Origin of the sequence: Alloalcanivorax dieselolei B5 (assembly GCF_000300005.1) — a bacterium.
Lineage (GTDB): Bacteria > Pseudomonadota > Gammaproteobacteria > Pseudomonadales > Alcanivoracaceae > Alloalcanivorax > Alloalcanivorax dieselolei.
Map to the genome: position 1 here is coordinate 3,565,305 of NC_018691.1, position 22,444 is coordinate 3,587,748.

At 60.5% G+C, this 22,444-nt stretch carries 23 protein-coding genes and 3 tRNA genes; 9 read left to right on the forward strand and 17 right to left on the reverse strand.

The features are described from left to right. Positions 1-465 precede the first annotated feature (465 nt). Complete coding sequence (locus tag B5T_RS15785; RefSeq protein WP_041717077.1) at positions 466-1,374, forward strand: hypothetical protein; 909 nt, start codon at positions 466-468, stop codon at positions 1,372-1,374. 765 nt (positions 1,375-2,139) lie between these two features. Here the strand turns inward: B5T_RS15785 and B5T_RS15795 are convergent. From B5T_RS15795 to B5T_RS15835, 10 genes are all read right to left on the reverse strand, one after another. Then, positions 2,140-2,216, reverse strand: a tRNA-Pro gene (locus tag B5T_RS15795). Between the two features lie 130 nt (positions 2,217-2,346). Continuing rightward, positions 2,347-2,703 (reverse strand): MerR family transcriptional regulator, encoded by a 357-nt coding sequence (locus B5T_RS15800; protein WP_014995526.1) that lies wholly within the window; start codon positions 2,701-2,703, stop codon positions 2,347-2,349. Continuing rightward, a complete protein-coding gene (gene ihfA / locus B5T_RS15805; RefSeq protein ID WP_014995527.1) occupies positions 2,687-2,989 on the reverse strand; it encodes an integration host factor subunit alpha in 303 nt (100 codons plus the stop codon). Before ihfA ends, B5T_RS15800 begins: the two co-directional genes overlap by 17 nt. 12 nt (positions 2,990-3,001) lie before the next feature. Further along, the gene (pheT, locus tag B5T_RS15810; RefSeq protein WP_014995528.1) at positions 3,002-5,377 is read right to left on the reverse strand and encodes a phenylalanine--tRNA ligase subunit beta; all 2,376 of its coding nucleotides are present in this window, start codon (positions 5,375-5,377) and stop codon (positions 3,002-3,004) included. Positions 5,378-5,444: 67 nt separating this feature from the next. Next, positions 5,445-6,464: a phenylalanine--tRNA ligase subunit alpha gene (pheS, locus tag B5T_RS15815; RefSeq protein ID WP_041717654.1), complete on the reverse strand. Its 1,020-nt coding sequence runs from the start codon at positions 6,462-6,464 to the stop codon at positions 5,445-5,447. 178 nt (positions 6,465-6,642) lie between these two features. After that, the gene (gene rplT, locus B5T_RS15820) at positions 6,643-7,002 is read right to left on the reverse strand and encodes a 50S ribosomal protein L20 (protein ID WP_014995530.1); all 360 of its coding nucleotides are present in this window, start codon (positions 7,000-7,002) and stop codon (positions 6,643-6,645) included. A gap of 43 nt (positions 7,003-7,045) precedes the next feature. After that, positions 7,046-7,240: a 50S ribosomal protein L35 gene (gene rpmI / locus B5T_RS15825; RefSeq protein WP_014995531.1), complete on the reverse strand. Its 195-nt coding sequence runs from the start codon at positions 7,238-7,240 to the stop codon at positions 7,046-7,048. 53 nt (positions 7,241-7,293) lie between these two features. Next, a complete protein-coding gene (gene infC / locus B5T_RS15830) occupies positions 7,294-7,848 on the reverse strand; it encodes a translation initiation factor IF-3 (protein WP_051015517.1) in 555 nt (184 codons plus the stop codon). A 123-nt stretch (positions 7,849-7,971) separates the two neighbouring features. After that, a tRNA-Pro gene (locus B5T_RS23275) sits at positions 7,972-8,039 on the reverse strand. A 197-nt stretch (positions 8,040-8,236) separates the two neighbouring features. Beyond that, positions 8,237-9,442 carry an MFS transporter gene (locus B5T_RS15835; protein ID WP_014995534.1) on the reverse strand — a complete coding sequence of 402 codons (1,206 nt, stop codon included), beginning with the start codon at positions 9,440-9,442 and terminating at the stop codon, positions 8,237-8,239. Between the two features lie 155 nt (positions 9,443-9,597). Between B5T_RS15835 and B5T_RS15840 the strand changes: the two genes are divergently transcribed. Next, entirely contained in the window at positions 9,598-10,485 is an 888-nt protein-coding gene (locus tag B5T_RS15840; RefSeq protein WP_014995535.1) for a LysR family transcriptional regulator, read from the forward strand. Positions 10,486-10,578: 93 nt separating this feature from the next. On the opposite strand, the gene B5T_RS15845 is transcribed toward B5T_RS15840, so the two are convergent. Further along, positions 10,579-10,655 (reverse strand) — tRNA-Val (locus tag B5T_RS15845). Between the two features lie 220 nt (positions 10,656-10,875). Between B5T_RS15845 and B5T_RS15850 the strand changes: the two genes are divergently transcribed. Further along, entirely contained in the window at positions 10,876-12,144 is a 1,269-nt protein-coding gene (locus B5T_RS15850) for an MgtC/SapB family protein (RefSeq protein WP_014995536.1), read from the forward strand. 17 nt (positions 12,145-12,161) lie between these two features. On the opposite strand, the gene B5T_RS15855 is transcribed toward B5T_RS15850, so the two are convergent. Continuing rightward, positions 12,162-12,854: a GntR family transcriptional regulator gene (locus tag B5T_RS15855; RefSeq protein WP_014995537.1), complete on the reverse strand. Its 693-nt coding sequence runs from the start codon at positions 12,852-12,854 to the stop codon at positions 12,162-12,164. A 187-nt stretch (positions 12,855-13,041) separates the two neighbouring features. Here B5T_RS15855 and B5T_RS15860 point away from each other — a divergent pair, with 187 nt between their 5' ends. The 4 genes from B5T_RS15860 to B5T_RS22815 all read left to right on the forward strand — a co-directional run bounded on the left by B5T_RS15860 (position 13,042) and on the right by B5T_RS22815 (position 16,496). Next, positions 13,042-13,602, forward strand: a complete 561-nt coding sequence (locus B5T_RS15860; RefSeq protein ID WP_014995538.1) for a hypothetical protein — start codon at positions 13,042-13,044, stop codon at positions 13,600-13,602. 261 nt (positions 13,603-13,863) lie between these two features. Next, complete coding sequence (locus tag B5T_RS15865) at positions 13,864-15,312, forward strand: cytochrome ubiquinol oxidase subunit I (RefSeq protein WP_014995539.1); 1,449 nt, start codon at positions 13,864-13,866, stop codon at positions 15,310-15,312. Positions 15,313-15,315: 3 nt separating this feature from the next. Further along, positions 15,316-16,323, forward strand: coding sequence for a cytochrome d ubiquinol oxidase subunit II (cydB, locus tag B5T_RS15870; protein WP_014995540.1), 1,008 nt, complete (start codon positions 15,316-15,318; stop codon positions 16,321-16,323). Beyond that, complete coding sequence (locus B5T_RS22815; protein WP_081586907.1) at positions 16,323-16,496, forward strand: DUF2474 domain-containing protein; 174 nt, start codon at positions 16,323-16,325, stop codon at positions 16,494-16,496. The genes cydB and B5T_RS22815 overlap by 1 nt, the downstream gene beginning before the upstream one ends. 392 nt (positions 16,497-16,888) lie before the next feature. Here B5T_RS22815 and purC read toward each other — a convergent pair whose 3' ends face one another. The 4 genes from purC to dapA are packed head-to-tail and all read right to left on the reverse strand — an operon-like array spanning position 16,889 to position 19,949. Further along, positions 16,889-17,608 (reverse strand): phosphoribosylaminoimidazolesuccinocarboxamide synthase, encoded by a 720-nt coding sequence (gene purC / locus B5T_RS15875; protein WP_014995541.1) that lies wholly within the window; start codon positions 17,606-17,608, stop codon positions 16,889-16,891. A gap of 31 nt (positions 17,609-17,639) precedes the next feature. After that, the gene (locus B5T_RS15880; RefSeq protein ID WP_014995542.1) at positions 17,640-18,413 is read right to left on the reverse strand and encodes an MBL fold metallo-hydrolase; all 774 of its coding nucleotides are present in this window, start codon (positions 18,411-18,413) and stop codon (positions 17,640-17,642) included. 19 nt (positions 18,414-18,432) lie between these two features. Then, entirely contained in the window at positions 18,433-19,068 is a 636-nt protein-coding gene (bamC, locus tag B5T_RS15885; protein ID WP_014995543.1) for an outer membrane protein assembly factor BamC, read from the reverse strand. Next, positions 19,068-19,949 (reverse strand): 4-hydroxy-tetrahydrodipicolinate synthase, encoded by an 882-nt coding sequence (gene dapA / locus B5T_RS15890; protein ID WP_014995544.1) that lies wholly within the window; start codon positions 19,947-19,949, stop codon positions 19,068-19,070. Before dapA ends, bamC begins: the two co-directional genes overlap by 1 nt. 276 nt (positions 19,950-20,225) lie before the next feature. Here dapA and B5T_RS15895 point away from each other — a divergent pair, with 276 nt between their 5' ends. Next, a complete protein-coding gene (locus B5T_RS15895; RefSeq protein ID WP_014995545.1) occupies positions 20,226-20,759 on the forward strand; it encodes a glycine cleavage system protein R in 534 nt (177 codons plus the stop codon). A gap of 16 nt (positions 20,760-20,775) precedes the next feature. Continuing rightward, positions 20,776-21,240: a peroxiredoxin gene (locus B5T_RS15900; RefSeq protein ID WP_014995546.1), complete on the forward strand. Its 465-nt coding sequence runs from the start codon at positions 20,776-20,778 to the stop codon at positions 21,238-21,240. 36 nt (positions 21,241-21,276) lie between these two features. Here the strand turns inward: B5T_RS15900 and B5T_RS15905 are convergent, their stop codons facing one another. Further along, on the reverse strand, positions 21,277-22,362 hold the full coding sequence (locus B5T_RS15905) for an AI-2E family transporter (protein ID WP_014995547.1): 1,086 nt from the start codon (positions 22,360-22,362) through the stop codon (positions 21,277-21,279). Positions 22,363-22,444: the final 82 nt, after the last annotated feature.

Here is a 22,444-nt window from a genome sequence, read left to right on the forward strand (position 1 = left end):
CCAGCAACACCAATTACACCCTGCTATATTCTTTATTTTCCATCAGCCACAAGAGAATTTGACATTTTCATGCCGAAGAACCTATCTAAGAATAAGCCAAAAGCCCCTGTTAATGATAAAAAATCATTATAATCATAACTATATACCGTTCAGAAAATAACCATTTCTGCGCACAAACACTGCGCCAAGATAGTTATCTACGCTTCCGCTTTAGATCATCCCTTGACTCTCATGATTTGAGAACGCTGCCAACCCTCATCCTAATTCGTGCCTTTTGAGAGATGCTCCATCGCTCAACCTCTCGCTCTTAATTTTTTCAAAATCCTTTTCTTCTTTATCTTCCACTTTATACATACGATGTATTCTTTAGTGTTGCGGTTTACTTGACATACATTTAATCCTAAGTTAAACATTACACTAAACCCTTCTTTTAATTACACTCAAAACTCTACATGTAGATGCCATATGATCATGTACTCCCCTTTCACAGAAACACCGCCCCTCCCCCACCTCAGTAAACGAGAGAAGTATTGGTTACGCCTGCACTTATCCTACAATTCGGATTGGGTTTACCCAGGAAGCTCTGAGAAGATCAAAAGTGTCGAGTCGATCGTTGAGGATTTGGCCGACAACTGGAACAGACATTACATGTCCTCTCACATTAGGACATGGAAGGAGGCTTATTTTCTGCCCAACAATGAACTGAGTTGGATATCAGCCGATAATGACAGGCAGTTAATTTGGCTACTCAATGAACTAAACATTGCCATTCCAAATATAATTGTTCGAGATCCTCCCCCTTCTCTCTTTCTCCAAGTTCAGATATTGCTCCAACCTCCTGACCCAGCAACCATACCCTCTGAACGAAGATATCACTCCGTCATTGCAACAATTGACGCCTGGGCCATTCGTTTGGACCAAAAGAGAGAGGTCCTTGATAAAATGAGACAATATTGGGATCAATGTCAGATAACCTGGAGTCAGATAAAGTGGCTTAATAAAAGAGATATCAGCCAGCTAAACTGGGCTATTGAGTACATCAATAAGTCCATGCTCTGGAAGCAGCACGATCTGCTTTTCTCATGTCGGCACTCCTCCGACCCCAAAGAGAAATATACGTATATACTTGGCTTTCTCGACCACTTATATAGGTTGGGCAAGGACTCCCAAGAGCTTTTCACAATCAAAATGCGCAAGACTTGGTCCCAGAAGAAATATCGGGAGTCCGAGAAGGCGAAGAAGCAGGTATACTTCTCGTTAAGCGACGAGGCTAGGCGCCACCTTGAACAGCTCGAAAAAGCCCGAAAACAGTCAAAGAATCGCATCATCGAAGACCTGCTCTCACAAGCAGTGAAATCCAAGCCCTTCGAGTAACCCTCGGCTAACTGGTGGACAATACGGTGGGCAACACGCAATAATCCACTGTTAAAAATAAGCAACCCATTGTTTTATAAGGTTTTATTTATTTTTCGCGATAAGCAGATCCAAGACATGGACCAGCAATACCTGGCGGAACTGTCACGAACCCCAAGACCACCTGGACGCCCCCGGCCAATGGTATCGCGTACTTCCCCAGCACCGGACAACGAGACGCTCTGAAGCTGAAAGTCTATCGAAGCGTATCCAGGTGGTCCGCCCAACGCTGCAGCCACTCCCGGCATTCTTCCTCATAACCGCGCAAGTTATAGGCCCCCTCGATGCCAGGAGGGCCCCGATCACTTCGGCGACATCACTGGGGCAGCGCAGCCATGCCAAGCCAGTGCGCACGGAGCGCCTCAGGCGGCGCGCAGGGTGTTGAAGAGGGTACGGCGGGCCGATTGCTTGGGCTTTGAGCTTGCGCCTGCCAGGGATGCACTTACGCTCACCTGGGAATCGACAACCACCCGACTCTCAGACAGATACAGCTCCACCAGATCAGCGATGGTGAAGCTGCCGGCCTGTTCCTGCCGTTCGCGGGTACACTCCGCTTTGGGACAGACGCCGCTGGCGCGCAGGGCCTTCTGTCCGACGGGTTCACTCGGGCCCGGGCAAGCGTCATCGCCGGGGCCGAGCAATTATTCGGTGGGGCAAAAAGTGGGGCAAAAATGCAGGCAACAAAAAAGGGGTTAGGCTGTGAATCGCCTAACCCCTTGTTTTGTTTGGTCGGGACGGGAGGATTCGAACCTCCGACCCCTTGCACCCCATGCAAGTGCGCTACCAGACTGCGCTACGCCCCGAGAGTGGTTGCTTGCTCGGCAGAGAGGGCTCTGCGTCGAAGCGGCGGGAATCATAACGGATTCATGACGCGGATGGAACCCGAAAAACCGCCGCCCGGCGTTGGTTGGGTGGGAATTGGCCAGCCCCTCGTCAGGCCTTCAGCGCGTCCAGCACTTCCTCCAGCTCCACCCTCATTTGCCGGATCAGCTGATGGTAGCGAGTGGCGCTTTCGGAGTTGGCGTCGCCGGAGAGCTGCTGACGGGCACCGCCGATGGTGAAACCCTGCTCATACAGCAGGCTACGGATCTGGCGGATGGTGAGCACATCCTGACGCTGGTAATAGCGGCGGTTGCCGCGCCGCTTCACCGGTTTCAGTTGCGGAAACTCCTGCTCCCAGTAACGCAGCACATGCGGCTTCACATCGCACAGCTCGCTGACCTCACCAATGGTGAAGTAGCGTTTGCCGGGGATGGCGGGAAGCTCGTCGTTATTACTGGGTTCCAGCATGGTAATCTTCCACCCGCTGCTTGAGTTTCTGTCCAGGCCGGAAGGTCACCACCCGACGCGCGGTAATGGGAATTTCCTCACCGGTCTTGGGATTGCGACCGGGCCGTTCACTTTTATCACGCAGTTCGAAGTTGCCGAAGCCGGACAGTTTCACCGGGCGATTATTTTCCAGCGCTTCACGCAGTTCCTGGAAAAACATCTCCACCAATTCCTTGGCTTCCCGCTTGTTCAGTCCCAATTCTTCGTGCAGTCGCTCCGCCATGCCGGCCTTGGTCAGCGCGCTCATATCTGCCTCGGTTTAGACCCTGAGATTGGCGTTAAATCGTTGTTTTAACTGGGATACTACTGCTTCGACCAGGGCATTGACCTGATCGTCCCTAAGAGTGCTGGAAGCGTCCTGGAAGGTCAAGGTCATGGCCAGGCTTTTGTAACCGTGGTCAATGTGCTCGCCCTGGTAGACATCGAATACCTGCACGTCACGCAGACGTTCGTCGCAGGTTTCCCGCACCAGTTCCAGCATGTCCCCAGCCGCCACCTCGGTGTCCACCACGAAAGCCAGATCCCGCTGCACGCGCGGGAATTCAGACACCGGCTGGAACCGTGGCAAACGCCCAGTCACCAGCGGTTCCAGGATCAGCTCGAACAGGTAAAGGTCGGTGGGCAGATCCAGTTGAGCGGCCAGACGCGGATGAATACGCCCCAGATAACCCACTGTCTCGCCGTCGCGCTCCAGCCGCGCGCACTGTCCCGGATGCAATGCCGGGTGGGTGGCGGCGACAAAGCGGAAGTTCCCGCTGGCGGACAGCGCCAGCAGAGATTCCACGTCCCCTTTCAGGTCATAGAAATCCACTGCCCGCGGTTTGCTCTGCCAATGGGCCGGCGCCGCGCTGCCGTAGAGCAGCCCCGCCACCATCGGCTGCTGAGTGAGTTCCTGCTCACCGGGCACGAAACGCAGCCCGGTTTCGAACAGGCGCAGACGGTCGATCTGCCGGTTCAGGTTACGCTGGGCGGTGGTCAGCAAACCCGCCATCAAGGTGGTGCGCATCACCCCCAGATCGGCGGAAATCGGGTTCAGCAACGCCAGAGGTGGGTGGTCCGGATCCACCTGGGCCAGGATTTCCGGCGCCACGAAACTGTAGGTGATCGCTTCCATATAGCCGCGATCGCGCAGCGCATCGGACAGCCGGCGCAGCGGCACCTTGTGTTCGTATTGCGTGTTGCCCGCGGGCGTGCCCGCCGGTACCCGGTTGGGCAGACGGTCGTAACCGTGAATCCGCGCCAGTTCCTCGATCAGGTCCTGCTCGATGGCCATGTCGAAACGCCAGCTCGGCGCGGTTACCCGCCAGTGCCCCTCACCCTGCTCACTCACGTCCATGCCGAGCCGTTGCAGAATATCGACGATTTCGTCGTTCCGCAGGGGACTGCCCAGCAATCGGGTGGCGTGGTCGGCATACAGTTCGATGGCTGCCGGGGTCGGCAAGGACGCCGTGTCCTCGCTGCCACTCACCGGGCCGGGGCGGCCACCGGCGATCTCCAGGATCAGGGCAGTGGCGCGCTCGATGGCCCGGACCTGCAGCGCCGGATCCACGCCACGCTCGAAGCGGTGGGAAGAATCGGTGTGCAGGCCGTAGGAACGGGCCTTGCCAACAACAGCCAGCGGACTGAAGAAAGCGCATTCCAGGAACAGATCACGGGTATCGGTGGACACCGCGCTGGGGCGGCCGCCCATGATGCCGGCCAAGGCCAGTGGCCCCTGCCCATCGGCGATCACCAGGGTATCGTCACGCAGTTCCAGAGTCTGCTCGTCCAAGGTCTCCAGCCGTTCACCGGCTTGTGCCCGGCGTACACGGATGCCGTCGCTGAGACGGTTCAGATCAAACGCGTGCAACGGCTGCCCCAGTTCCAGCAGGACGTAGTTGGTGACGTCCACCACCGGATCAATGGAGCGCAGGCCAGCCCGGCGCAACCGTTCCACCATCCACAACGGCGTCGGCGCGGAAACGTTGACGTCCCGGATCACCCGGCCCAGATAACGGGGGCAGGCTTCGGCGTCTTCCACGGACACCGGGAAAACGTCGTCGATCCGGGGCGCCACTGGCTCGATGACCGGTTCATTCAGCGGCACCCGGTTGAGCACGCCCACTTCCCGGGCCACACCGCGCAGGCTCAGGCAATCCGCCCGGTTGGGGGTCAGGTCCACTTCGATGATGGTGTCGTTGAGCCCGAGATAGTCACGGATATCGGTGCCCACCGGCGCGTCTTCCGGCAATTCCAGCAGGCCGTCGATGAGGTCTTCCATGCCCAGTTCCGAAGCACCGCAGAGCATGCCCTCGGAAGGCTGGCCGCGCAGCTTGGCCTTCTTGATCTTGAAGTCGCCGGGCAACACCGCGCCGATACGGGCGAACGGCGCCTTCAGCCCTTCGCGGGCATTGGGGGCGCCGCACACCACTGGGAACACCTCGGTGCCATCGTCCACTTCGCACAGACGCAGCTTGTCGGCATCCGGGTGCGGCTGGCAGCTTTTGATGCGGCCCACCACTACTCCGCTGAAGGCCGGCACCACCGCTTCCACGGCGTCCACTTCCAGACCCGCCATGGTCAGTTGGTGCACCAGCGTGTCGGTATCGATGTCGGGATTAGCCCATTCCCGTAACCAGGCTTCGTTGAAACGCATTCTCGGTGTTCCTTAAATTCGGTTCGCGGCCGCTCGGCCTACGCTGCGGTATCCGGTGGTGACGCGCTCAGGCGAACTGCGAGAGCACACGCACATCGTTTTCGAAGAACAGACGCAGATCGTTGACGCCATAGCGCAACATGGTCAGGCGTTCGATCCCCATGCCGAAGGCGAAGCCGGTGTAGCGCTCGGGGTCCACGCCACCGTGCTCCAGCACTTTCGGGTGCACCATGCCGCAGCCCATGATTTCCAGCCAGCCGCTGTGAGAACACACCCGGCAGCCTTTACCGCCGCAGCTCACGCAGCCCACGTCCACTTCGGCGCTGGGCTCGGTGAAGGGGAAATAGCTGGGGCGGAAGCGCACCGGCAGATCATCCACTTCAAACACGAATTTGAGGAACTCCGCCACCGTGCCCTTGAGATCGGCGAAAGTGATGCCCTCGTCCACCAGCAACCCTTCCACCTGGTGGAACATGGGGGTGTGGGTGAGGTCGGAGTCGCAGCGATAAACACGGCCCGGGGCGATGATCCGGAACGGCGGCTTGCCGGCCTTCATCACCCGTACCTGTACCGGTGAGGTATGGGTGCGCAGCAGACGTCCGTCACCGAAGTAGAAGGTGTCATGCATGGCCCGGGCCGGGTGATGATCGGGAATATTGAGCGCCTCGAAATTGTGGTAGTCGTCCTCCACTTCCGGGCCCTCGGCGATGTCGAAACCGAGCCGCAGGAAGAAATCCTCCATGCGCCGGCGCATGCGGGTCACCGGATGCAGGGCGCCGGGCATTTCGCCACGGCCCGGCAGGGTCACATCCAGCGCTTCCTCGGCGAGACGGGCATTGAGTACCTGCTCCTGCAGCAGCGACTTGCGCTCTTCGATGGCGTCCTGGACCCGTTGCTTGCCCTCGTTGATCAAAGCCCCGGCCTTGGGGCGCTCTTCCGGCCCCAACCCCCCCAGGCTCTTGAGCAGAGCACTGATTTCCCCTTTCTTGCCCAGATAGCGGACCCGCACCTCGTCCAGAACACGGGCGTCGCCGGCCTCGGCCACCTGCGCCAACGCTTCGCTGACCAGGGTTTCCAGGTTCTCCATCATAAAGCCATATCCACCAGTGGTTGCTGATTTCCCCCGCCACGCCCCTGGCCCGCGGGTCGATCCCGGCGCGGCCTGGCGGCCGCGCAAACGAAAACGGGGGAAGAGCGCGAGCTCTTCCCCCGTCGAGAGTGCCTTGTCGTTACGCTTCTGATTACAAGAGTAACGTCACAGGTGCTCAGGCGGCGAGGCTCGCTTTGGCTTTCTCAGCCAAAGCACCAAACGCGCCCAGATCACGCACGGCCAGATCGGCCAGCACTTTACGGTCGATGTCGATGGACGCCTTCTTCAGGCCATCGATCAAACGGCTGTAGGACAGGCCGCTGACACGGGCCGCGGCGTTGATACGCACGATCCACAGACGACGGAACTGACGCTTGCGAACTTTACGGTCGCGATAAGCGTACTGACCCGCTTTGGTTACCGCCTGTACCGCTACGCGGAACACCCGGCTGCGCGCGCCATAGTAACCTTTGGCTTGCTTAAGGATTTTCTTGTGCCGGCGACGGGCCTGCACACCACGTTTAACTCGAGCCATTATTCAGATCTCCAAAAACCAATTGCGATACTGAGCTGCTGGCTCAGCTATAGGGCATCATGCGTTTAACCAGGGCCACATCACTTTCGTGGACTTCCTGCTTCGGACGCAGCTGACGAATCCGCTTGGAGGACTTCTTCGTCAGAATGTGGTTTTTGAATGCCTGCTTGCGCTTGAAACCGGAGGCGGTTTTCTTGAAACGCTTTGCAGCCCCGCGGTTTGTCTTGATTTTAGGCATGGTTACCTTCTCGTTGCTGAGTGCTTGATTACCTTAAGCAACCCGAATCCGGATCACTTCTTCTTTTTGCCCGGGCCGAGCACCATGATCATCTGGCGCCCTTCCATGTTCGGGCGTTGCTCGACGGAACCGTATTCCGCCAAATCCTCTTCAATCCGTGCCAGCAGCTCACGACCGAGCTCCTGGTGCGCCATTTCCCGACCCCGGAAACGGACAGTGACCTTGGCTTTATCGCCGGTTTCGAGGAAGCGCTTCAGATTACGCAGCTTCACCTCGTAGTCGCCGGAATCGGTGCCAGGCCGGAATTTGATTTCCTTGACCTGAGTCTGACGCTGTTTCTTGCGAGACTCCTTGGCCTTCTGTTTTTGCTCAAACAGATGCTTGCCGTAATCCATGATCCGGCAAACGGGCGGTTCCGCACCAGGGGAGATTTCCACCAGATCCAGCTGCTTTCCGGTGGCCGTTTGTAACGCTTCCTCTAGGGAAACGATACCAAGCTGCTCACCGTCTTCGTCGATCAGCCGCACTTCGCGGGCCTGGATTTGCTGATTGATGTTGGCACGCTGCTCGCGTCCCTTGCCTCCACGCTTAATGTCGTGAACCTCCACTTAGTGAATCGAAATGAGGCGAACCTCGCCCGTTTTGACGGGTAGCGCGACATTGTATGCCACGCAGCGACACCCGGACAACCCCGACGCCGGGCATCGAATCTCAAAACGGGAATGTTTGCTAGGCACGATTGGATTCGAACCAAGGCCCTCCGCGATCCCAAGACCGGGGCCTGTGCCAATGCTGTGCCAATAAGGCCGCGTATGATAACGGAAAACCAGCCATTTTCAAGTAGCGAGATACGCATGGACCGTCGCCGTCTGGTACCTGGCTGCCCGGGAGGCATGGATTGGGTCAAATCGCGGCCCATCTGCGCCAGCGCCATTGTGGCAGGGCAATATGACCGTGGTGGGACAACGGGGTCATTTTGCCAAAGCCCTTTCCTCGTTACCCCCGCGGAGCCGGAAACCCGCCATATCTGGCCACCCACACGACGACCAGCGTTGCCGCCAGCAGCACCAGCATTGCTGGTGGGAATGCCGCCACGCCAAGACGATGCAACAACATGCCGCCAATGATGCCACCACCGGCAATCGCCATATTCCAGGCCGTGACCAGCATGGACTGCGCAACGTCGGCCGCCTTCCCGGCCGTCTTGGCAATGGCGGTCTGGAACAGCGTGGCCGCACCGCCGAAGGCCAACCCCCAGACTGCGGCCGCCACATAAACCACGGCAGGCGCTTCTCCGGCGACGCCGAGCATCAGAGCGGACAGGCCAAACAGGGCCGTGCTGGCGAGCGTCAGCACACGCAGATGGCGATCGATCAGAACACCGATGATCCAGATTCCCAGCAAAGACGTGACGCCGAACACCAGCAGCACCAGGTCCGTCCGCTCGGCCAGGCCAGCCGTCGCCAAGAACGGCGCGATGTAGGTATAAAGGATGTTGTGCGCCAACACGAAGGCCAGCACCACGAACAGCACCGGGCGCACCCCCGGCATGGTGAACACCTGCCCCAGCGACAGCCGCTTGCCCGCCGCCTGCCCGGCGAAGTCCGGCACCTTGACGCGCACCCACACCATCAGCAGCAACGCCAGCAGGCTCATGATGCCGAAGCACATCCGCCAGCCCACCAGATTGCCCAGAAGCGTGCCCGCCGGCACGCCGAGCGACAGCGCCAGAGGTGTCCCCACCATAGCAATCGCGATGGCCCGACCCTTTTGCTGCTCGGGGACCATGCGCGCGGCATAGCCCGCCAGCAGCGCCCAAAGCAGTCCCGCCGAGACGCCCGCCAGGAAGCGCGCCACCATCGTCAGGACATAGCTGCTGGAAAATGTCGTGACTGTATTGGCGACGACAAAGCCGGCAAGGGCTGCCAGCAGCAACGGCCGGCGGCGCACACCTTGCGTAGCGGCAACCAAAGGAATCGCGGCAACCAGCGACCCGATAGCGTAGAGGGTGACGAGCTGCCCGGCCAGCGCCTCGGGAATCCCCAGGCCGGCGCTGATCTGTGGCAACAGGCCCGCCGGCAAGGCTTCGGTCAGGATCGTGACGAACCCCGCCAGCGACAGGGCCAGCAGCGATGCGATTGGAAGACGTGCAGCCCGTTGATCCGTGTCACCACCGAGAGCCGTTGCTGTTGAACTTGGCATGGTTTGGCCTTTTTTTGAGTGCCGGGAGCGCGTGCAAATGGCGCGGAATCGGCATGAATTGAACTCAGGCGGCCATTGTTGGAGGGATTTCAATGCAAGACAATAATGCTAATATTCAAATCATATCGGACAAATATTCCTAAAAAGGCCCAATAATGGAATCGCTCAACGGCATTGCGTTCTTCGTGCAAGCGGCGGAAACCCGCAGCTTTACCGAGGCCGGGCGCATCCTCGGCGTGTCCTCGTCAGCCGTGGGCAAAAGTGTGTCCCGGCTGGAACAGCGCCTGGGAGTGCGCCTGCTTCATCGCAGTACGCGCAGCATCACTCTGACCACCGAAGGCGCGTTGTTTCTGGAACGCTGCCGGCGCATCCTGTGCGAAGTCGAAGCGGCTGAGTTGGAACTATCTGAAACGCGCCAAGCGCCACGGGGCCGGCTACGCATCAGCCTGCCCCTGGTCGGTATGCTGATCATGCCCGCGCTGACCGCCTTCATGCGTCGTTATCCGGCCATCGAGCTGGACGTGGATTTCTCGGATCGCCTGGTGAACGTGATTGAAGAAGGCTTCGATGTGGTGATGCGCACCGGCGAACCCACCGACTCGCGTCTGATGTCCCGCCCGCTCGGTAACTATCGGCTGCAACTGGTCGCCTCCCCGGATTACCTGGCGGCCCACGGAACGCCCGGGGTTCCCGCGGATCTGGCGAGTCACGCCTGTTTACAGCACAAGTTCCCTTCCACCGGGAAGCTTGAACCGTGGCCATTGCAGCGCGCCGAAAGAGCACCGGAATGGGAGTTACCGGTCACCATGGTGTGCAATACGTCCGCCGCCTTGATGGACGTGGCCCTGGCCGGTCTTGGCATCGCCTGCCTGCCGGACTTCATGGTGCGACAGGCCATTGAGCGGGGCGAGTTGGTTGCGGTGCTGGATGACTGTGTCGAACATCAAGGCACCTTTCGGTTGCTGTGGCCATCGAGCAAACAGCTGGCCCCCAAGCTGCGTGTCTTCATCGATTTCGTGGTCGAGACGCTGTTCAAGCGCTGACCGCTCATTCCCCGAAAATACCCCGAATTTTCCCCGAATATAAAAACGGCCTGCTCGGGAAACCGGGCAAGCCGTTGATTTACATAGTATTTTTGGTAGGCACGATTGGATTCGAACCAACGACCCCCACCATGTCAAGGTGGTGCTCTAACCAACTGAGCTACGTGCCTGAAGAGGGGCGCAATTTTAGGGATACGCGCGCGCCCTGGCAAGCCCTGGTGGCGGCTTTATTGACCGAACCATGGCAATAAGGGCATTCGCCATCCCGGCCGGGGGTGCCTTGCCGCTATACTGCCAGAGCCCATTGAATAGTATTCCCGGCGAAACAGCCCCCACCAAGAGGACCCGGCCGGGACGATTCACCGCTCGCCAACACCGGAATCCGACACCATGAGCGACCTCGCCTGGGAAGACACCTTGTTGATCAAGCTGGGACTGGCACTGCTTCTCGGCTTGCTGGTGGGCATTCAGCGGGGCTGGCGGGACCGTGATCAGCCACCGGGCCAGCGGGTGGCCGGAGTGCGCACCCATGCTCTGGTGGGACTGCTGGGCGGTGTCTGCGCGGCGCTCACGGACCATACCGGCGGCCTGATTCTGGTCGCGGGCTTCGCCACCGTGGCGCTGGTGGGGGCTTTCGCTTTCGCAATACGCTCCTATCGCGTGAGTGATTACAGCATCACCGGGCTGATCGGGCTGCTGCTTACCTTCACCGTGGGCGCTCTGGCCATACTGCAAGCCCCGGAGATCGCCGCCGCCGTGGCCGTGATCACCACCATCGTGCTGGACAACAAGAAGGAGGCGCACGAATTACTGCGCAAACTGCACGAGCAGGAACTGGACGCCGGCCTCAAACTGCTGCTGATCTCGGTGGTGGTCCTGCCTCTTCTGCCCAACCAGGGCTACGGCCCGGGCGAAATGATCAATCCCTACGAGATCTGGTGGATGGTGGTGTTGATCGCCTCCATCTCCTTCGTTGGCTACTTTGCGGTACGGGTGGGAGGAACCGAACGGGGTCTGCTGTTCACCAGCGTCTTTGCCGGCCTCAGTTCCTCCACCGCGCTGACCCTGCACTTCGCCCGCCTGTCACGGAAGTCGCCAGCGCTTTCGCCGCTGCTGGCGGCGGGTATCCTGCTGGCCTGCGGCACCATGTTTCCGCGCATCCTGATCTACTGCCTACTGATCAATCGGCAGCTGCTGCCGGCGCTGGCGCCGCCAGTGCTGGTGATGGCCCTGCTGCTTTATCTGCCGGCCCTGGTCATCTGGTTACGCCACCGCACTGAAACCAGCGTCGAGCAGCCGGCCTTGAAGCAAAACCCGCTGGATCTGAAATCGGCCCTGTTTTTCGGCTTACTGTTGCTGATCATCATGGCCTTGGGCGCCCTGCTCCAGGAGTGGCTGGGTGATACCGGCATCTACCTTCTCGCCGCCACGTCCGGCATCACCGATGTCGACGCCATTACCTTGTCGCTGACCCGGCTTTCCCGCCAGGGGCTGACCACCGATACCGCCGTGCTGGCCATCGTGCTGGCAACGGTGGTGAATAATCTGGTGAAAACCGGCATGGCCCTGACCATCGGCGACCGAGCCCTGGGCCGCTCGGTGCTGGTCCCGATGGCGGTGTCCCTGGGCGCCGGCCTGCTCACCGCCTGGTTGTTATAGAGGGCTAATCGGCGCGATCAGCGGCGGCGGGCGCTCCAGGCGGCCTCGATCTGGCGGGCGCGGATGATGGAGTCCTGCACCAGAGCGCTCTGGTGCTCGGCGAACTCACGGATGATTTCCAGCGCGGAGCGCACGTCACGGCGGAAGATGGTCTCTACCAGCGCCTTGAAGAAAGACAGGCATTCCTTCATTTCGTCGTGATCCAGATGCAGCGCCATGAACCAGGTACGCTGCAGCGCCGGTTGCAGGTTACCCAGCACCGATTCCACATAGCTGTTGCGGGCGAACGGATAGGCCAGTTCCAGAAAACGGAAGCACAGGGTAAAAAAGCGCTCCACGTTGCGCTCGCCGGCGGCCAGTTGCAGCTCGTGAATCAACTCGATGAACGGGTCCAGGTCCTCCTCGCGCAGGGACTTGATGGCCTTGCGGATCACCAGCCCGAGCAGCACCTGCACCAGCTCATACAGACCCTGTACCTGGGCCTCCGTCAGTTCCCGCACCACCGCGCCCCGCCGCGGCAGGATCTCGATCAGATGACGGCGCTCCAGGATCAGCAACGCCTCGCGCACCGATCCCCGGCTCACTTCCAGCTCACCGGCTACCCGCAGTTCCTGAATCCGGTCTCCCGCCAGCATTTCCCCACGGATGATCTGGCCGGCCAGGTGTCCGGCGATCTGTTCGGCAAGGCTTTGGCTGGCTTTAAAGGTCACGATCGTCGCATTGTTTAACAATTTGGAAGCATTGTCGGACTATACAACAGGAGATCAAGCAACACAGCGCCCTGTTTACGTAACGGTTTGCAATTATCGGCATTCTGCCCGGTGACAAGCTCACCCCGGTCTGGTTAGCTCAAGGATAAGCTCCCGACCAAACAGGGACACAAAGGAGGACGGGTCCGTGGACACCGTGTCAATGCATCAGGCTCTGATTACTGAATTACCGCTGGTGGACGCCCTGTTCGACCAGTACGCGGAGCGCTTTGGCCGTGACCAGACCGCCTACCGCAACCATGTCTATCGCCTGGTCAATCTGGTGGCGCTGCAGCAGCCGCTGACGGAAGACACCCTGGAGAAGCTGCAAGTCGCGGCCTTCTTCCATGACGCCGGCATCTGGCTGGCCGGCACCTTCAATTACCTGAGCCCTTCCGCCCGCCTGGCCTGCCACTATCTCCACGAAAACGGTCGCGGAGCCTGGAGCACGGAAGTTCAGGACATGATCCTGGATCACCATAAACTCAGCGCCTGCGAGCCCGGCAAGACAGCGCTGGTGGAGGCCTTCCGCCGCGCCGACTGGATCGATCTGTCCCGGGGACTGCTGCACTTTACCGTGCCGCGCCCGGCTCTGCGCGCGGTGCTGCGCCGCTTCCCCAACGCCGGCTTCCACCGCCGGCTGCTGACGCTGTTCCTGCGTCAGATGGCCACCGAGCCCTGGCGCCCTCTGCCGATGCTGCGGCGATAGCTTTCACTGCCCCTTCTTCCTTATCACGGATGTGCTTGTCGCGTGTCCTGGAACTCTGACCGGCGATTCTCCTTACCTGCACAGAGGCCCCTGGGACATTCGGTCCAAGGACACAATGCCCAAGGACACTCTGCCCAGGTTCCGGCATCCGCCCTTCTTGCTAGCCTTTAAAGGATTCTTGAACGGGGGCGGCGACGCCACCCGATCCTTTGCCCGTTGGGCCGGGGCGCGAGCCCCATTGCCGCCGGAAGGAGTACGCCCATGTCTGACGCCCTGGCGCTGGACCTTGCCCGTCTGCAGTTCGCCTTCACTATCTCGTTCCATATTATCTTTCCCGCCATCACCATTGGTCTGGCCAGCTATCTGGCGGTGCTCGAAGGGCTCTGGCTGTATCGAAAGAACACGGTCTACCGCGATCTTTACCATTTCTGGAGCAAGGTGTTCGCTGTCAATTTCGGCATGGGCGTGGTCTCCGGCCTGGTCATGGCTTACCAGTTCGGCACCAACTGGAGCTTCTTTTCCGAGTTCGCCGGCAGCATCACCGGCCCGCTGTTGACCTACGAGGTGTTGACCGCCTTTTTTCTGGAGGCGGGCTTTCTCGGCATCATGCTGTTCGGCTGGAACCGGGTGGGCCCCGGCCTGCATTTCTGCTCCACCGTGGTGGTGGCGATCGGCACTCTGATTTCCACGTTCTGGATCCTGGCTTCCAACAGCTGGATGCAAACCCCCCAGGGGCACGAGATCATCGACGGCGTGGTGGTGCCGGTGAATTGGTTCGAAGTGATCTTCAACCCCTCCTTCCCCTACCGCCTGCTGCACATGAGTGTGGCCGCCTTCCTTGCCACCGCCCTGTTCGTCGGCGCATCCGCCGCCTGGCACCTGCTGCGGCGGCGCGATAACCCGGCGGTGAAAAAGATGTTCTCCATGGCCATGTGGATGCTGATCGTGGTGGCGCCGATCCAGGCGCTGATCGGCGATGCCCATGGCTTGAACACACTGGAACATCAGCCGGCCAAGGTGGCCGCCATGGAGGGCCATTGGGGTGGCGACGAACACGCGGCCGGCGAAGGCGTGCCGATGATCCTGTTCGGCTGGCCGGATATGGAAGCGGAAACCACCCGTTTCGCCGTGGAGATTCCGCGGCTCGCCAGCCTGATCCTGACACACAGCTGGGACGGCACCATCGCCGGGTTGAAGGACTTCCCCGCGGAGGATCGTCCCAATGTGCCGGTGGTGTTCTGGTCGTTCCGGGTGATGGTCGGCCTTGGTTTGCTGATGATCACGCTCGGTGCCTACGCCCTGTGGCAACGCTGGCGCGGGCGCCTCTATGACCACCCTTTGCTGCTGCGCTTCGCGCTGGTGATGGGCCCCGCCGGTCTGATCGCTATTCTCGCCGGGTGGTACACCACCGAAGTGGGCCGCCAGCCCTGGGTGATATATGGGCTGTTACGCACCGCCGACGCGGTATCGCCCCACCCTCCGGGACAACTGGCGCTGTCCTTGTCGCTGTTCGTGCTGGTCTATCTGTTCGTGTTCGGCGCCGGCATCGCCTACATGCTGCGATTGGTGCGCAAGGGGCCGGTGATCAGCGAAGGAGAACGGGAAGCCCACGGCGGCCCCGGCCAATATCGCCAGCCCATGCGCCCGTTGTCCGCCGTGGAGGACGACGAGAACGATGCCGGGCATCCACAACCGCACACCAGGAGCTGAACCATGGGTATCGATCTTCCTTTGCTGTGGGCGCTCATCATCGGCTTCGGGGTGATGATGTATGTGATCATGGACGGCTTCGATCTCGGCATCGGCATCCTCTATCCGTTTCTGCCGGACAAACAGGATCGGGACGTGGCCATGAACACGGTGGCGCCGGTCTGGGATGGCAACGAGACCTGGTTGGTGCTCGGCGGCGCCGGCCTGTTCGCCGCCTTCCCGATGGTCTATTCGGTGGTCCTCACCGCGCTCTACCTGCCGTTGATTTTCATGCTGCTGGGGCTGATCTTCCGCGGCATCGCTTTTGAGTTCCGCTTCAAGGCCCGCGAGCACGAGCGGCCGATATGGGACAAGGCGTTCATCGGCGGTTCGCTGGCCGCCACCTTCTTTCAGGGTGTGGTGCTGGGCGCCTTCATCAGCGGTCTGCCGATGGAAAACGGTGTCTACACCGGCGGCGCTTTCGGTTGGTTCGCGCCCTTCCCGCTGTTCACCGGGGTCGGTCTGGTGTTCGCCTACGCCCTGCTGGGCAGCACCTGGCTGCTGATGAAAACGGAAGGCCCCCTTCAGGACCGTATGCGCCGCCTGACCCATCCGCTGACCTGGATAATGCTGGCATTGATCGCCATTATCAGCGTGTGGACGCCAATCGCGCACCCGCAAATCGCCGCGCGCTGGTTCAGCTTTCCCAATATTTTCTGGTTCTCGCCGATACCATTGCTGGTGGTGTTCTGCGCCACGCTCATGCTCAAGGGGCTGAAACAGGGCGCCCAGGTTGCGCCGTTCATTTACACCCTGATACTGATCTTCCTCGGCTACAGTGGCCTGGCGGTGAGCGGCTGGCCGCACATCCTGCCTCCGGACGTGACACTGTGGGAGGCGGCCGCGCCACCGCAAAGCCTCGGCTTCACCCTGGTGGGGGCCCTGTTCATTATCCCCTTCATCCTGATGTACACGGCCCTGGCTTACTACGTGTTCCGTGGCAAAGTCCGGCCGGAGGACGGTTACCACTGATGGCACCCCGGCAGATGGAACACCCTCAAACGACCCAAGCCACCCCGCCGCCCTCCTGGCCGAAACGGCTGGGATGGATGGCGCTGATCTGGAGTGCCAGCGTGCTGGCGCTCGGTTTCGCCGCCGGACTGATGCGTCTGTTCATGAACGCCCTGGGCCTGCACGGCGGCTGAAATTGATCAGGGTTTATCCACCGGCGAGTTACTCACAGAATCTGTGGATAACTCTGTGCACAGACTGTCATCAACTGTCGCCAGGCCCCATTTACCCTGACATTTCGACAGAATGACGAAAAAGTATCCATAAAATTAAATTCCTTTTAAATCAATAAGTTAAATATCGATCCAAGAAAAAACAACGACTTGCGCCAAGCAGCTTCAGCGCATTGTGAAATTTTCGTTACCTTGTGCAAAACCGTAACGCTGAACGCACCGATATGGCGCCGGAAGCGGGCCCCGGGGGTGGGCGGAAGGAGGGAGCGGGAAGGCGGGAACGGGCAACAATCGCGGTCCTTTCCGGTGTCAGAAAGGTATCAGAAAAGGACCGCGGTAGAGCTCAGGTCGGATCAGTCGTACTGGAAGGTGATACCAAGGCGGTGGCCGACTTCTTCATAGGCCTCCACCACATTGCCCAGCCCCTGGCGAAAACGGTCCTTGTCCATTTTCTCGCGGGTGTCCTTGTCCCACAGGCGGCAGCCATCCGGGGAAAACTCGTCGCCCAGCACCACCTCGCCGTGGAACAGACCAAACTCCAGTTTGTAGTCCACCAGCAGCATGTTGGCATCCAGGAACAGCTGTTTGAGCACGTCGTTCACCTTGAAGGTCAGTTCCTTCATTTTTTCCAGGTGCTCGGGTTCGGCCCAGCCGAAGCTGCGAACGTGGTATTCGTTGATCATCGGATCGCCGAGGGCATCGTCCTTGAGGAACAGCTCGAAGGTGGGCGAATTCAGTGCCTTGCCCTCCTCCACGCCCAGGCGGCGCACGATGGACCCGGCGGCGATGTTACGCACCACGCATTCCAGCGGGATCATCTCCAGCTTCTTCACCACGCATTCGGTGTTGGACAGCAGCTTCTCGAAATGAGTGGGAATACCGGCGGCCTGGAGCTTTTCCATGATGGCGGCGTTGAACTGATTGTTCACCGCGCCCTTACGGTCCAGCGCCTCTTTCTTCTTGCCGTCAAAAGCAGAGGTGTCGTTGCGAAACACGATCACCAGCTTGTCGGCGTCGTCGGTGGTGTATACGGACTTGGCCTTGCCGGCGTAGAGTTCGTCACGTTTTTCCATGGGGTACCTGCTTTGACCTCGTGATCCTGCGCTAGGAAACATCCAGCCAGTCAAACCCACCGGTCTGGCTGGCCACCTGAATTCGCTCCCGGCCCTGCTCCATGACCTGATGGATCTCCCACAGGGCATGGTCGGAAGTGTTATTTTGCTCGCTCAAGTGCGACAGCACGAGATGTTGCAAGCGATCCACGTTGCACTGTGCCAGCATCGCCGCCGCCTGCTGATTGCTCAAGTGCCCCAGATGCCCCCCGACCCGGCGCTTCAGCGACAGCGGGTAAGGGCCATTGGCGAGCAATTCCGGCTCATGGTTGCATTCCAGCACCAGCGCGTCGCATTCCGCATAGGCCTGCAGCACGTGAGGGGTTACCGAGCCCAGGTCGGTGAGCACGCCCACCTCCCGTTGCCGCCAGGAGAACCGGTATTGGCACGGTTCACGGGCGTCGTGCGGCACGGTCACCGGCGTCACCGCCAGCGCCCCTATCTGGAAAGGCCGTCCGGGGCGCACTTCGTGCCAGTCACAGCGATGGAGGCCCGCCGCCTTCCCGGTTACCGCCCGGGCGGTGCCAAAGGTACTGTAAACCGGGATCCGGTACCGACGGGCCAAAGCGCCCACGCCACGAATGTGGTCGCCGTGCTCGTGGGTGACCAGAATGGCGCCGAGATCATCGCCGCCAAGACCGCGCCCGGCCAGACGCCGCTCGGTTTCCTTGACGGAAAAGCCGCAATCCACCAGCACCAGGCAGTCGCCAGCGGACACCAGGGTGCCGTTGCCTTTACTGCCACTGCCCAGGGAAGCCAGGCGCACCGCGGCCTTCCGCCGGCGCCTAGCGCCGGATACCCGAGCCGATACGTTGCAGCTCGCCGTACAGACTTTCCAGCACCGCCAGGCTCGAGGCTTTATCCGCCAGCGCGGTGCCTTCGGCGTTCATCAGGGCCACCTGAATGCCGTTGGTGGTATGGCTGAGCTTGAGCTGAGCCTCCGCCGGCTGGAGTTGATAGCGTTCCGGCGTGGTGAGGAAGAACACACCCTGGTCGCGGTTACGGTCGGTGACGCGCAGGTCGGTCTGCGTCAGTGCCTGCCCCACGCTTTCCCAGGCTTGTGCATAGCGGTCCGGCATCATGATGATGGGATAACCGGTACCGTCCTTCGCCAGCACCGCCTTGGCGCCGGCCGGCGACGCCGGCACCGGCGTCTGGTCGCCGTCTTCCGGCACCGCGCCGACCAGATCCGGCGGTTTCGGCGCCTGGAAGCTCCGTTCGCCGTCTGCGGCGGTCAGCCGCTGATCCGCGTCCGGCACCTCATAGAGCGGGGATTGTCCGATGAATACCCAGCCGTCCGGCACGGTCATCGGCTCCACCACCTCGGCTTCGCGATACTTCAGACTTTGATTCGGAATCAAACCACAGCCGGCCACCATACTCGTGGTAGCCAGCGCGACAACAGTAAGCCAGCGCTGCATCATGCCTCCAGGAGCCCGCTACGACGCAGCGTTTCACGCAAGCGCGGTTGTGCGGCCTCCGACAATGTAACCAGGGGCAACCGGATTCCCCGGTCGATCATCCCCATCTCATAAAGCGCCCATTTCACCGGGATCGGGTTCGCTTCGATAAACAGATCACGATTCAGGGGCTCGAGTTCCGCATTCAATGCACGGGCACCATCGGCATCGCCACTGAGCGCCGCATCACAGAGCCGCGCCATCTTCGCCGGCGCCACGTTGGCGGTGACGGAAATGTTGCCATCACCGCCGGCCAGCATCAGCTCGCAAGCGGTGGCGTCGTCACCGGAATAGACCATGAAATCCGCGCCGCAGCGTTCACGGATCTCCCGCGCCCGCTCCAGATTACCGGTGGCCTCCTTGATGCCGACGATGTTCGGCACCCGGCATAGGCGCTCCACCGTCTCCGGCAGCAGATCACAGGAGGTACGCCCGGGCACGTTATACAGGATCTGGGGAATATCCACCGCCCGCGCCACGGCCAGAAAGTGCTGATACAGACCTTCCTGGGGCGGCTTGTTGTAGTACGGGGTCACCAGCAGACAGGCATCGGCGCCGTCGCGTTTGGCGTCACGGGTCAGGCGAATGGCTTCCTCGGTATTGTTGGCCCCGGTACCGGCGATCACCGGAATCCGTTTATTGGCCACGGCCACCACTTCACGGACCACGCTGTCGTGCTCCTCGAAGCCGAGGGTAGCGGATTCACCGGTGGTGCCCACCGCCACGATGGCGTGGGTACCTTGCTCGACGTGCCAGTCGACCAGGTTCCGCAACCGCTCCCAGTCCACCGAGCCGTCTTCCCGCATCGGGGTGACCAGCGCCACAATACTGCCGCGAATCATGCCGTCATCTCCTGCCTGGCCCGTTGAGAGCCGGTTCGTTTTAGCGCACAGACGCTTGGGAACCGCGGTTCCCCAAACCGCGTATGGTACCCCTCCGCGCTTGGCCTGAACAATATCAATTCGCCGGAAAAGGCATCGGCACGGGGCATTCGCGGCGCATTCCCGGAACATCGGAGCGAGGTTTCGGTCCCCGACCAGTAGCGTTAAGCTACTGCCTTCCCGCTTGCCGACGTTCCACCGACGTTAGCAAGTTTTTACGCTTGCGAGGATCCCATCATGGCCACTGAGTCACTGATCGTCATTTCCGCCCTTGGCTCCGACCGGCCGGGCATCGTTCATGCCCTGTCCAGGACCGTGCTGGAGTATGGCGGCAACATTCTGGACTCGCGCATGACCCTGCTGGGCGGCGAGTTCGCCGTGCTGATGCTGGTGGCGGCGGAAGAAGACGCCCTGGCGCGTCTGGAACAGGACCGCACCACCCTGGAAGGCAAGCTGGATCTGGCGTTGACGCTGAAACGCACCCGCAGCGGCGATACCGCGCAGCAGGCGCTGCCCTACGAAGTCGAGGTGGTGGCCATGGACCACCCGGGCATCGTCCATGAAATCGCCGAGTTCTTCTCCGGACGCGGCATCAACATCGCCGACCTGACCACCGGCACCTACGCCGCGCCCCATACCGGCACCGCCATGTTCCGCCTGCATCTGGCACTGAGCATTCCCACCGAACACTCGGTGGCGCGCCTGCGCGAGGCCTTCCTGGATTTCTGCGAAGGCCGCAACCTGGACGCCACCATGACCCCGAAACGATAAACGATAAGGACACCCCATGACCGTAGAACTGGACAAGCCGGTCCCCGACTTTTCCGCTCCGGCCACCAGCGACACCACCTTCACTCTCAGTGACTGGCAGGGCCGGAATCTGGTGCTGTACTTCTACCCGAAAGACAGCACCCCCGGCTGCACCACCGAGGGCCAGAACTTCCGCGATCAGTACGGCGCCTTCCAGAAAGCCGGCTGCGAGGTGTTCGGCATCTCCAAGGATTCCCTGCGCCGGCACGAGAACTTCAAGGCCAAGCAGGCATTTCCCTTCGAGTTGATCAGCGACGAGGACGAGACCGTCTGCCGTCTGTTCGATGTGATCAAGCTGAAGAAGATGTACGGCAAGGAATTCGAAGGCATCGAACGCAGCACCTTCCTGATCGACGCCAAGGGCGTACTGCGCAAGGAATGGCGCAAGGTCAAGGTCAAGGACCACGTGGACGAGGTGCTGGAAGCGGCCCAAGCGCTCTGAGCCCGGGAGGGGGCGCGGCTCACGAGCCGCCCCCCTTTACTCGGCTGCGGGTAGTTCCTGGGGCTTTTCCTTCTCTTCCCGCGGCCAGGCGTTGAGCACCGCTTTCAGCAGAGTGGCCAGGGGAATGGCGAAGAACACACCCCACAGCCCCCAGATCCCGCCGAAGAACAGAATCGCGATGATGATCGCCACCGGGTGCAGATTCACCGCTTCGGAAAACAGCAACGGTACCAGGATGTTGCCGTCCAGGAACTGAATCACCCCGTATATCACCATCACCAGGGCGAAGTCTCCGCTCCAGCCAAACTGGGCGTAGCCCACCGCCGCCACCGGCAAGGTCACCAGGGTCGCCCCCACATAGGGGACGATGACCGACAAGCCCACCATCACCGCCAGCAATAGCGCGTAATTGAGATCCAGTAACAGGAACGCCACGAAACTTGCCGTTCCCACCACCAGGATTTCGATGGCCTTGCCACGCACATAGTTGGCGATCTGGCCGTCCATCTCCTGCCAAACCCGGCCCAGCACGTTGCGCCGGGAAGGCAGCAGCCCGAGCAGCCAGGACACCAGTGCCTGCCGGTCCTTGAGGAAAAAGAACACCAGCAGCGGCACCAGCACCAGAAACACCAAAATTTCCAACAAGTTGGGAATCGATGACAGCGACAACGACAGCACCGCCTGTCCGAATTGGGCCAGTTCCCGCTGGGCGGAGTTGACCAGGATGTTCACCTGCTCGATGGAAATCACTTCCGGATATTGCTGAGGCAATTCCCGCAACCATTGCTCGCTGTTCTTGAGCACGTGGGGCAGTTGATCCCGCACCAGCATGGCCGTTTGCTGCCACACCATCGGCAACAGCACCACCAGCGTGGCCACCAGGCCGCCAAGGAACAGCAGGAACACCAACGTCACCGCCAACAGAGAGGGCAAACCACGCCGTTCCAGGGCACTGACCAGCCCCTGCATCAGATAGGCCAGCACCAGTGCCGCCAGCACCGGCGCCAGGATGTTGCCAAACAGCAGGATGACGGCCAGCCCCCCCACCAGGGCCACCAGCAGATAGACCGCCTCTTCATCAGCGAACCAGCGTTCCATCCAGCCCTTGAACACTTTGAACATCGAGTGCCTTCCTTATTAAAACCGGGTATCGGATTATCAGAGCCTGTTCATAACCTTTACGCCGCCACGGCGTAAAGAACTC